Source organism: Methylibium rhizosphaerae, from assembly GCF_006386545.1.
Classification (GTDB): domain Bacteria; phylum Pseudomonadota; class Gammaproteobacteria; order Burkholderiales; family Burkholderiaceae_C; genus Pseudorivibacter; species Pseudorivibacter rhizosphaerae.
The window spans coordinates 28,333-39,139 of the sequence record NZ_SWAR01000049.1 but is presented as its reverse complement, the minus strand read 5'-3'; the positions used below and the strand labels follow the sequence as shown (position 1 = coordinate 39,139).

The window sequence follows — 10,807 nt, the reverse complement described above, 5'->3', positions numbered from 1 at the left end:
GAGATCGGCCCGTCCGGACTGTCGGTGCTGGGAAAGGAAAACAGCTCCGCCTCCGCGCCCGCCTCGGAGACCGGCGTCTTCCGCCACCCGGGGCTGCTGCTCACCGAAGCCGACGCCACCCGCGTCCGCGCGCACATCAAGGCAGGCCAGGAACCGTGGACGGGCTGGTGGAACAAGCTGTGCGCCGACCGCTTCGCCACCCTGGACACCAAGCCGTACCCGCTGCCCGCGGTCTACCGAGCCGACGGCAGCAAGAACAACCTGTACGTCGACATCTGGCGCGCCTGGTCCCTGACCTTGCGCTGGAAGCTGTCCGACCCGCAGGACAACCGCTATGCCGACAAGGCGGTGGAGTTCCTGGACGCCTGGGCCAACACGCTGAAGGAGGTCGGAACGGTGCCTCCCGGATCGACCGCCCATGACGACCACACCTTCATCATCCTTGCCGGCATACAGGGCCACCAGTTGGCGCAGATCGGCGAGATCCTGCGCACCTACTCCGGCTGGGCCCCGGCGAGCCTGAAGCGCTTTCAGGACATGCTGCTCAACGTCTTCGCCCCGATTTCATCGAGGTTCCTCAGCGAAGGGCGCATCGGCTCCCATGCCAACTGGGACTTGGCCTCGCTGGCCGGCGCCATGGCCATCGGCATCTTCTGCGACCGACCCGACCTGTACCGGCTGGCCTGCGATAGCTACGCGGGCAACAACCGCGGCAAGCTCAGGAACTTCGGCAACGGCTCCATCCTGCACGGCGTGTACTTCATGCACCCGGGTCATTTCGGGCAGTGGGAAGAAAGCGGCCGCGACCAGGGCCACTCGACGCTGGGCATGTCGCTCGGCGGCGACGTGCTGGAGATGGCCTGGAACCAGGGCGACGACCTCTACGGGCTGTACAACAACCGCTTCCTGGCAGCCGCCGAGTACGTGGCGCGCTCCAACCTGCTCGACGAGAACGGCAAGACCTACCCGATGCCGTTTGCGCGCGAACACAATCCGTCGCAGCCCCACCCGGCCATATGGACCGAGGTGAACCAGTCGTTCCAGCACGGCCGCAACGCCTGGGAGCCGATCTACAACCACTATGTGAACCGCATGGGGCTGGCGGCGCCGAACGTCGCGCGCATGGTGCCGTTGTGCGAGGCGAAGTACGGCGGCAGCAGCGACGACGTCTGGTGGCCGACGCTGGTCCATCGCCGCGCGGACTATGCCGGGCCGATGAAGCCGGCGTCGGGCCTCACGGCCCACTTGCGCGGCGACCGTGTCGTGCTGTCGTGGTGGGGCAGCGTCGGCGCGACCGCGTATGCGGTCAAGCGCAGCAACGCGGCCAACGGCCCCTTCACCCTGCTCGGCAAGGTCTCGGCGAACCAGTTGCTCACCTACAGCGATGCGCCGCCCAAAGGCGTCTGGTTCTACCAGGTCACCGCCGAGGGCGCCGGTGCCCCGAACGCCGGTTCCAACGTGGCCCGCATCGCCGTTCCAGGCGAGACCCGCCTGACGCTGCCGCTGAACGGTGCGGGCAACACGGGGACGCTCGGCACGCTGCTCAACGCCGCCGGCACCTCGGCCTCGGTGGAGGGCACGCTGCTGGACGGTGCCACCTGGGGCGAGGGGCGCCGCGGCGACAAGGCCATCGTGTTCGACGGCAAGAAGGCGGGCCTGCAGTTGCCGCAAGGCACCTTCGGCGACCTGGACGACTTCACCGTTTCCCTGTGGGCCTACGCCAATTCGCTGCGCTGGCACACCTGCATGTTCTTCGCCGGGAATGATGGGTTCTCCGCCATGTACCTCATGCCGCGGGGCGGCTCGGGCGTGCTGTGTTTCGGGATCCACGGCGCGACGCACAACGACACGCAGATCGTCGAGGCGCCCTGGGCCATGCCGATTCGCCGCTGGGTCCATGTGGCGGTCACGCTGCGCGGCAATACCGCGCGGCTCTATGTCGACGGCACCGAGATGGGCAAGTCGGATGACATCCTGCTCTCGCCGCGCCAGGTCGGCGACCAGGTGACCTTCCTCGGGCGCAACTGGGCACATCCATCGTTCGACGGCCGCATCCAGGACTTCCGAGTCCATGCGGGTGCGCTGAGCGCGGCAGAGGTCGCAGCCTTGGCGCGATGAGGCGCTGATTCCGCGGCCCCGGGGTTCCGCTTGCGAGCGGCGCCTGCGACATCGTCATCAAAGCAACGCCCTTGGGCATGAAGTACCGCCATCACCTTCACGCCGCTCACCAGATGGCCCTTGCTCGAACGCCACGCTCGATCACGTCGACGTGGCGTTGACATTGGCATGAATCGAAAGGTTTTCATGAAGAACATCGCAGCCTGCGTCGCGGCGCTCGGCTTCGTTTGCGCGGCGGGCGCTGCCGAGCCCCCGAAGGTTCAATCCGAAGTACTGCTTCGCGACACCACCTCTTGGGACGGCGTGCCCTATACGGCCTACCCCACGGGCACACCGCAACTCACGGTGCTCAAGATCACCATCCCGCCACACACGCAGCTGGCATGGCACACGCACCCCATGCCGAATGCAGGCTACGTGCTGAGCGGCGATCTCACCGTGGAGAAGAAGGACGACGGGCGGAAGCAGCACATCACTCAAGGACAGGTGCTGCCCGAAATGGTGGGCGCGGCCCACCGCGGCATCACAGGCGAGCGCGGAGCCGAGTTGATCGTGTTCTACGCAGGCACACCGGGCATGCCACTGTCGGAAGCGGCCGGCCACTAGCATCAAGCGTTGACCACAAAGGCGCGCAACCAACGAAATCTTCTGTACTGAGCTTGGGGGCCCAGCCCGCGGCCACTGGGCGCCGTCGATGCCGGCCAGCGCACAGGGATGTGCGAGCCATCGGAGCGCCGTCCCGCGAAGAGGCACAATACGCGGCGCCCGCGTGCCCCCACCCCGCCGTAGTTCAATGGGTGGATCTCATAGGGGAAGTCCCGGCTTTGTAGCAGTCTCGTAGCACTGGGAGCTCGGGGCGCACTGCCCCGAGCCGGCGAAGTGCGCTGCCGGATGCCGAGTCGTGGGATGCCGCAAGAGGCCTTCGGACACTCGTTGCTCGGGCCGGCGCCCCACCAGACCAGGTTGGCAGCCACAATCGCACCGCTCAATTCCCCCCGGCTGCGGCCTCAGTTGTGGAGGCTGAGCCGGGCCCGGCCGAGACGTGCCAACCGACGGAGCCCTTCCAGCGCCGTGAGTTCTCTACTTTTGGTCAGCTGTTATGGCCGCACCTCATGAAGCATCGGGGATGCCGTCCAGACGCTGTGCCCACAGTGTTCGACGGGCGACTGCTTGCACGCGGCAGGAAGCCTTCCGAACCGCTGCGCTCAAGGGCGTATTGCGTCGGCATCGATAGTCATGATGCGCACCGCCCGCGCACCGGACACCGGCGGCGGCATGCAGGTGCCCGAATCCCAGCGTTTCTGAGCAACCGAGCTGCTCACCGCACGGTGAATTGCCCAGACTGCGAAGGCGTCATGTTGGTTTGTCCTGGTCATTTGCGTCTTAATCGCCTCTGCGAGCACGTCCGCGGTTGTACCTAGCGTATCTTTCTGCCAGTCGCCCAGCTTGCAGTGGTGCTGCTGAAAGAGCCAGTCATGAAGAATGTATGCTGGCCCGAAGTCCCAAGGGCCGAAGCTCGGCATGGACCAAAAGAAGCGTGGCACCGATCCGCCGTCGGTGTACATCACCCCAGGCTGAATCCGACGGCCCGCTGAAGTGACAAAGGTTAGCGGGTTGTCCGGTCGCGGGCGGAAGATGAACTGGTTGGCCTCCGTCCACTCAACATCCAGCTTGCCGCTAAGTACACCGACCGGTGTGCGCGCATAGAACACCTCTGCGCACCCGCAAAGCAGAGGGAGTGTCGAGAACAACGCCAGCGGCAACCTGCGATTCATGTTGACTCCTCAATTGTTGCGAGTAACGATGTCCTGCACGTCCCTCCATTCCACCTGCACCGTCTCACCCGAAAGCTTGATGAGGTGCACTTGGAACGGCGGCCTCCGGCAGACATCAGACAGGAACAACTCATTGGCGGCGCCGCGGTAGTAGACCTTGAACCGCTCGCCCTGCGCGTCGGGCGTCCATCGGGCGATTTTGAATAGGTCCTCCGGCTTGAGCCGAAGGTCGGCTTCTTGTTCGCACGACAACTGCAACCTCTTGCTCGGCCCCACCAGCACAGTAGTGCCCTCTTGAAGACGCAGATCACCCACCAACAGGCGTCGTCCGGATAGTTCGACGACGTCATTGCGCAGCGCAGCCGCTTTTGCAATGTTCAGTTGACGTCCGTCCCTGACCTCCTCAATAAGTGGCTGAACCGGCGTCAGGTCGGCCGACACGAGCAGGCGCCGCTTGATCTGTTCTGGCCAGAACTCGCCGTTGCTTTCAGACCGCACCACCGCTGCGGCGAAGCTGACCATGGGCACCGCCATCGAAGTCCCGGATTCGCGCGTCTCGACGAAGCGACCCAGCTCACTGTCCCAGCGCAGTGCCGGCACGCGGCAGCCAGGAGCCGCGATGTCAACGAAGCGAGCGCCCCAGTTGGAAAACCCTGCCCGGGAGCCCTCGCCGTCGAGTGCCATCACCGTAATCAGCCGCAATGAAGACTGGCCTCCGTACACAGCCGGATAAGTCACGTCAACATCCAGAGCCGGATCGCGACTGAGCTTCTTACCCTCGTTGCCTGCCGCCGCGACAAAGAGCAATCTTGTCCTCGGTTCACGAGTCTTGTTCTCGATCGCTGGGATGGTGCCCGTACTGCGCAGGCTGAGGTTGACGATGCCAGCGTCCTTGTCCTCAGCAAAGGCGATCATGTCGTCGAACAGTGCCACGTCCGCTGTAACCCTATCCTCAGCGTCGGCAGCGTTGGTAGTGGATGGGGTGGAGTAGATGCGGTGCACCGCGAGTTGGATGCGCGGCACGCCCGAGGTAGGGCCGAAGCGCGCGTACAGAGGTCCGCCCAGCGCCACGGACGCCACGGCCGTCCCGTGTGTGCGTGCCCGAGGATTGACAACGACCGGGGCGATGGCATCTTGGTGCGCCTTGAAGTCGGTCTGGCGCCGCTTGCTGAGAACGCTCTCGATAAAGGCGCCCTGCCCTGCTCCCTGCAGACCGCTGTCCGCGATGGTGATTCCGACGGGCGCAGCCGGGATATCAACTCGCCGGTTCATGCTCAGCACATCGAGCAGGAGCGCCAGATCGTATGGATAGCCTGCGGCGGTAGCCGGTCCCCTGCAAGATGCATCCGATTCGTCGGAGGACAAGGTCAAGATCGGCAACGCGTCTGGCACGGCCGTTGTCGCCACGGGCACCGGGCGCGGCACGCCGGGGACTGATGGCACATTCACAATCTGCTTGGGCTTTATGTCATCTGGGCTGCGCAGGGTTGGATTGAGCAACTCGAATCTGCGCACGTACTCGGCGAACTCGGTGGCGCTTTGCTTCGGCACTTCCCGGCTCGTCTTCTTCAGTCCTTTGTAGATTGACCAGACCGTATCGAGCTCCCTCACGACGTGCCTGGCGCTGGTGTCTCTCGCCGCCTTGTAGGCCACAACAGGACACTTCGGAATCTCGATGAAATCCCCGCGCCTCACTGTGACTCCACCGATTGCACGAGCTTGGTCCGAGGTCATGCCGGGAACGGATGACAACGGCGTACCACACACTCGAGCAAACACCGTTTCGACGGTTTCACGCCCTTCCCCATCGGCGAGCACGAGCTGTGCAGCATAGAGGTTTGCGGTCAGCGGCTCGGACGCGTCTGGTGCTCGCAGCACCACTGTGTTGGACGCGCCAAGGTCGGGGGGCTGGTCGGGACCGGATTCGCAACCGGCAGAGAGCTCACTAATGCCGCAAACTGGCACGCCGGTCGCGGAGGACCAAGCGCGGATCTTGTCTACGACCAAGGGCGCAGCCACCGGTACGAACCATGTGGTGCGCGCTAAATCCGAGCGCGATATCACGCCCACAAGCACCGGCGATTTTCCTGGCGCTGCAGGTGGTCGGTACACGCCACCGCCTGAGTCGCCGAAACAGGCCGCAGCGCCCACCGCCTCCACAAGCGGCTCCCCCTGGCCGGCAATGCCCAACACCTGCACCTGCTCTTGCTGATAGCGCGGTGCACCTGCGCGGTCCAGACCACCCGGACTAGTACAGCCAAAGCCAACGAGAACGACCCGCTCGCCCGGCACCGCGGCCCTAGCGGGCTCCAATCGTGCCGGGCTCCAGAACAGCAGCGGAGCCTCCGATGCGCACAGTGCGATGTCCGCGAACGGTTCGCCCGGTGAAGTGACTCGTGAGCAACTCAGCGTATGGGTATCGGAACCCAACTGCGCGGTCAGCCGGCCGCTGCTGCCCAGGCAGCTAGCCGCGGTCATGATGGCACGCGAACTGACCAGGGTGGCCGTGCAAGCAGTGCCCCCTGCACTGCGGAAGACAAGCGTGGTTTGCTCGATCGACGGGTAGCGGGGGAACTCATTGTCCTTTCCCTGCCCGACAATGATCGCTCCAGACTCAGTCGGCCACAACGCGAAGGCTGAGAGCCACATCATGGCGACCCACAATACCCCGCGATTCATCACGGATCCTATTGGTGGCAGTTTGTCGCGTCCGCGTGAATGCCGCAGAGACGGGCACCCTCAGCATGGCGCCACTTGAGAGCCCATCGCCTGAACAGGCTCCCCGTGGTCAGCGAAAGCCACGAGAACTGACTGATGTCACCGCGTGAGTTGACGGCGATCACACGCCGCCTAACCCCGTCGGGCGAGTACACCGCGCCGCCACTGTCGCCAAAGCAAACGGCAGCCCCCGAAGAAACGACGTATTCGTTTGCCTCAGCATGCGTCACTGTCGCCGCGCCCTGGAACAGCTGGCCAAAGTTCTTGTCGGTACCACCCTGGGTAATGCAGCCGTATCCAAGCAGAACGACCGTGCGACCGCTCTTGTGCAAGGACACGTCAGAGGCAATGACCTCGTAGTCGGCGCCGATGTCCAGCGGAGCGGAAGCGATGCACAGCGCGAAGTCGGCCGAATAGTTGGCGGGGTAGTCGGGGTGATGGTCGCAGACCAGCCCGATACGCTGAGCAGGTGGTAGATCGACAATAGCCGCTTCGCCATTGCGCATGCAGTGTGCAGCCGTCAGGACCACCCTGCTTCCAATCACGGTGGCGGTGCAGCCAGCCCCATTGGCGTCGCGAAAGACGAGGGTGGCCGGCCACACAGCCGGATCTGCGGGAGCACCGCCAATCACCTGGATGCTCAAGTCACGCCCTGCGACGCGCTTCATGACCGTTTGAGCCACCGACACTTCGGCCGTAAGGACTATCGCTAGCGCCAGCATTGCGCTTCGGAACAAGAGACATTGCATCGCCAGCCCCTCCTCAAAGAGACACGCACCTCTGCAACTCACCGCGCACGACCCTAAGGCGCGCGAGATAGCCACGCAGTTCAATCTGCTCGTCCGTGTTCAACGGCGGCGGCGCTCCGGCGTGAGCAGGAGCACTGATTAGTGGCACTCCTCTTAGCTGATCCCTTGCATTCACGAGATCCCTACCATATTGATCAAACGCGGTGGCAATAGCGGCAGCGTTCAGCTCACCCACCCCTCTGCGCAGGTCCTCGCGCGTGCGGTCGACAACGACGTCGATCTGCTGATCAATCTCCTTCAGCGCGGGAAGAAGTTCCTGGTAGCCCGCGCGCAGTTCAACCGTGCGATCAGCGTCGGGCACACGCGCGTAGAGTGCCTCGAAGCGTTGCAGATCCCGCACTGTGTCGCTCATGCAGCGGAAATTGCGGGCGCCGCGTTCGTAGATCTGCGGCTGGCCGCGCAAGTTGTAGCGGTGCGCAAACAACGTCGGTGTCACGCCAACAAGGGCCGCCGCCGCGAGTGCTTCACGCGACTGAGCTGCTGCTGCGGCGATGCCCAGTACTGCGCCGAAGATGCCGAGGTTGCCTGCGCGCAGGTCGCTCTCCGCACGGCTATCAGCCAAGGCCTGGAAATGCCCTCTGTACGCGCCCAGCTTCTGACGAGCGAACGCCGTGTTGCTGGACTCTGAGATGCAAGGCACTCCCGAACAAGTCTGCGAAAGAGGCTCGTACAACGGGCCCGCGCCCCGCAGGCTGCCGCACCCCATGAGCAACGGCAGCACCAGCACAGCCACAAGAACAGTGCGCTTCATGCCCCCCCCCCGCCACTTCGGATTGGCGAACATTGAATAGCAAGGGAGCAGGCCCTGCAACCTCAAATTGAATGAAACACCCCCCCGATTGAGTGCCCGCACCGCGGTTGCCGGGTAATGCTTTCATTCAGTCGAACGCACTCGATCATTGGCTTTCGTGCAGCGCCCGGTGGCTGTGAGACGGATTCCCACCCCACCTATGCAACAAGACTCAAGGTTGTGCCGTTGACTTGTTCCGCATCAGCACAATCTCCCAGAGAGCTGCTGGAAGACAAATGCGGAACGTTTCGGGCCACGGGGTCGCGCCGACGCTCAACTGACGGTCGGACTCAAAGTCCCGTTCCGCAAGGAGTGCCGGTTCGATTCCGGCCCGAGGCACCAGAGCATTCATGCGGGTTGCAGCGTGATTGAGCGCTGACCAATCAAGCAAGTGTTCCGCGTTTGTTCCGCGAGGCGTTCCGCATTTGCGATGTCAGCCTCTTCGACCACCCTGCACGCAGCTATGTTGAGCGTAGAACCCGCGACGCGGAACCGTCTCACGGCCTCATCATGGAGGCCTGCTTGTGCCAAGCGCTCCAGCGCTCCCCCTCAGCTCGCCATAGTTCAATGGGCGGGATCGACAGGGGGTAGAGGCGTTCGTAGCACTTCTGTAGCACGTGGACTCGTCGGTGCGAACCGACCTATCAGCGACGAACGGAGCTCGCCGCCCCGCAAGGAATGCCGGCTCGATTCGGGCGTGAGCGCCCTGACTTACAGTGCCCCATTCGCGATGCCTTAAATCAGGATGTAAGACCGCATGGAGGACTCCGCCCGCAAGCGGCGGACATAACGACCATCTTTTGACACCCGTATGGCCGAGCCCAATGCAGCGGGTTGGTGGCGTCAGGTTCCACCGCAATCAGGCCTCCTTGTTCCCATGCGATCGAGCCAGTCGCGAAGGCAAGCGGCCTCACCACTCGGGCGCAGCCGGCACTGCAACCAATCGCCTTACATTGAACCTTGGTGGTGTAAAGTGGTGCATCTACCTGTCTGAGGCAGACATGACAACACGAAGAGCACCAGCGAAACAAAAGGTGGATGCCCGGATGCCGCGTGCGTCCGTGAGCTTTCCACCCGAGTTGCACGACACCCTTGAGCGCATCGCAAAGCAGAAGAAGGTGTCGGTCGCTTGGGTTGTGCGAGAAGCTGCAGAGCAATACGTTGCCAGCCAATGGCCGCTGTTTGGTGCGGCGAGTGGCGGCGGGCAGCGTCATGGCTGAAACACAGAAGAAGCCAGCCCCGAAATACAAGGTGATCTCGCTGTTCTCGGGCGCGATGGGGCTGGATCTCGGCCTTGATAAAACAGGGCGCTTCGAGCTGTTGGCCTGCGTCGAGAAGGAACCCAGCTTCTGTGACACCATCCGCGCGAACCACGCGAAAGGACGGCTGCCGAAGAAGCTGCAGGTGTTCGAGGGCGATATTTCGGATCTGGATCCGGTGATGGTGCTGGACGCTTGCGGCCTCAAGCCCGGCGAACTGGATCTGCTTGTTGGCGGCCCCCCGTGCCAGTCCTTCAGCACGGCAGGGCGGCGCATGGCAACGCAAGACCCGCGTGGGACGCTGCTGTGGCAATACCTGCGCTTTGTGGAATGCATGCAGCCGCGCTTCTTCCTCATGGAGAACGTGCGCGGGCTCCTGTCGGCGGCGCTCAAGCACCGGCCAATCGCACAACGGCCCGAGAAGGGCGGACCGCCGCTGGAACCGGATGAGCTGCCCGGCTCCGTTGTACGCCTGTTCGCCGAGGATCTGCAGGATCTGCAGGGAATTGGAGGCAATGGCTATCACATGGACTGCTTTGAGGTGAACGCCGTCAACTATGGGGCACCGCAATTGCGAGAGCGGGCACTGTTCATCGGCAACCGATACAACACGGTCGTGAACTTCCCGAACCCAACGCATGGGCCAGCCCGAGCGCCGGAGGGGCCGCAAGCGCACCTCTTCGGCGGGCCGGCGCTCAAGCCGTGGCGCACGTTAGGCGACGCGATCAGGCACCTGAAAAGCGCGCCAACCGATGTGGTGATGGACTTCAGCCCGCGCAAGAAGTCCTTCCTGGAGCTGGTGCCACCTGGGTCGAACTGGCGCAGCCTGCCGGTCGAGAAGCAGCAGGAGTCCATGGGTAGCGCCTGGTTTGCGAAGGGCGGCCGGTCGGGGTGGTGGCGACGGTTGAGCTATGACTTGCCGTGCCCAACGCTGGTCACGATGCCAAACCACGCCAGCACGGCGCTATGCCACCCCGGAGAGGTGAGGGCACTTTCGCTCAAGGAATACGCCGCTATCCAAGAGTTCCCGCCGGACTGGTCGTTCCAAGGAACACCCAGTCAGCAATACGCCCAGGTCGGCAACGCTGTGCCCGTGCGCCTGGGCGAAGTTGCTGGCGAGGTCATCGCTGCCGAGTTGGACAAACTACGGATGCAAAATTGGCTTGCCAGAGCTGAGAAGCCCACCGACTACCGCGTCGTGTATGTGCAATCGCATGTCCGAACCCGGCAATGGTTCAAGGGCGGCAAGACTCTGGTGTGGGAGGACGGGGAGGACAACGCGCTCGCCACCTACGAACCGCCACAAACACTAAGAAAAGTCAGTGCGATTGGATAGGA

8 protein-coding genes are annotated in these 10,807 nt (G+C 63.6%); 4 read left to right on the top strand and 4 right to left on the bottom strand.

Going from position 1 to position 10,807, the window contains the following annotated elements:
- Together E8D38_RS24455 and E8D38_RS24450 are read left to right on the top strand one after the other, a co-directional pair.
- Window positions 1-2,118, top strand: a 2,118-nt coding sequence (locus E8D38_RS24455; protein ID WP_140636604.1) for a LamG-like jellyroll fold domain-containing protein, incomplete at its 5' end; no start/stop codon positions are given.
- 186 nt (window positions 2,119-2,304) lie between these two features.
- Entirely contained in the window at window positions 2,305-2,724 is a 420-nt protein-coding gene (locus E8D38_RS24450; protein ID WP_219851863.1) for a cupin domain-containing protein, read from the top strand.
- A gap of 599 nt (window positions 2,725-3,323) precedes the next feature.
- On the opposite strand, the gene E8D38_RS24445 is transcribed toward E8D38_RS24450, so the two are convergent.
- The 4 genes from E8D38_RS24445 to E8D38_RS24430 form a co-directional block, all read right to left on the bottom strand.
- Window positions 3,324-3,893, bottom strand: coding sequence for a DUF1353 domain-containing protein (locus tag E8D38_RS24445; protein ID WP_140636600.1), 570 nt, complete (start codon window positions 3,891-3,893; stop codon window positions 3,324-3,326).
- Between the two features lie 9 nt (window positions 3,894-3,902).
- Window positions 3,903-6,572 (bottom strand): S8 family serine peptidase, encoded by a 2,670-nt coding sequence (locus E8D38_RS24440; RefSeq protein ID WP_140636598.1) that lies wholly within the window; start codon window positions 6,570-6,572, stop codon window positions 3,903-3,905.
- A gap of 8 nt (window positions 6,573-6,580) precedes the next feature.
- Window positions 6,581-7,279 carry a trypsin-like serine protease gene (locus E8D38_RS24435; protein WP_181179405.1) on the bottom strand — a complete coding sequence of 233 codons (699 nt, stop codon included), beginning with the start codon at window positions 7,277-7,279 and terminating at the stop codon, window positions 6,581-6,583.
- A 94-nt stretch (window positions 7,280-7,373) separates the two neighbouring features.
- Complete coding sequence (locus E8D38_RS24430) at window positions 7,374-8,171, bottom strand: hypothetical protein (protein ID WP_140636594.1); 798 nt, start codon at window positions 8,169-8,171, stop codon at window positions 7,374-7,376.
- Window positions 8,172-9,211: 1,040 nt separating this feature from the next.
- Here E8D38_RS24430 and E8D38_RS24425 point away from each other — a divergent pair.
- Window positions 9,212-9,430 (top strand): ribbon-helix-helix domain-containing protein, encoded by a 219-nt coding sequence (locus E8D38_RS24425; RefSeq protein ID WP_219851861.1) that lies wholly within the window; start codon window positions 9,212-9,214, stop codon window positions 9,428-9,430.
- Window positions 9,423-10,805 carry a DNA cytosine methyltransferase gene (locus E8D38_RS24420; protein ID WP_140636592.1) on the top strand — a complete coding sequence of 461 codons (1,383 nt, stop codon included), beginning with the start codon at window positions 9,423-9,425 and terminating at the stop codon, window positions 10,803-10,805. Before E8D38_RS24425 ends, E8D38_RS24420 begins: the two co-directional genes overlap by 8 nt.
- Window positions 10,806-10,807 lie beyond the last annotated feature (2 nt).

Excerpts from the sequence above, each read along its gene's own strand:
- E8D38_RS24425 (WP_219851861.1), top strand. The coding sequence starts at position 9,212 with ATGACAACACGAAGAGCACCAGCGAAACAAAAGGTGGATGCCCGGATG.
- E8D38_RS24435 (WP_181179405.1), bottom strand. The coding sequence starts at position 7,279 with ATGAAGCGCGTCGCAGGGCGTGACTTGAGCATCCAGGTGATTGGCGGT.
- E8D38_RS24445 (WP_140636600.1), bottom strand. The coding sequence starts at position 3,893 with ATGAATCGCAGGTTGCCGCTGGCGTTGTTCTCGACACTCCCTCTGCTT.
- E8D38_RS24420 (WP_140636592.1), top strand. The coding sequence starts at position 9,423 with ATGGCTGAAACACAGAAGAAGCCAGCCCCGAAATACAAGGTGATCTCG.
- E8D38_RS24430 (WP_140636594.1), bottom strand. The coding sequence starts at position 8,171 with ATGAAGCGCACTGTTCTTGTGGCTGTGCTGGTGCTGCCGTTGCTCATG.
- E8D38_RS24440 (WP_140636598.1), bottom strand. The coding sequence starts at position 6,572 with ATGAATCGCGGGGTATTGTGGGTCGCCATGATGTGGCTCTCAGCCTTC.
- E8D38_RS24450 (WP_219851863.1), top strand. The coding sequence starts at position 2,305 with ATGAAGAACATCGCAGCCTGCGTCGCGGCGCTCGGCTTCGTTTGCGCG.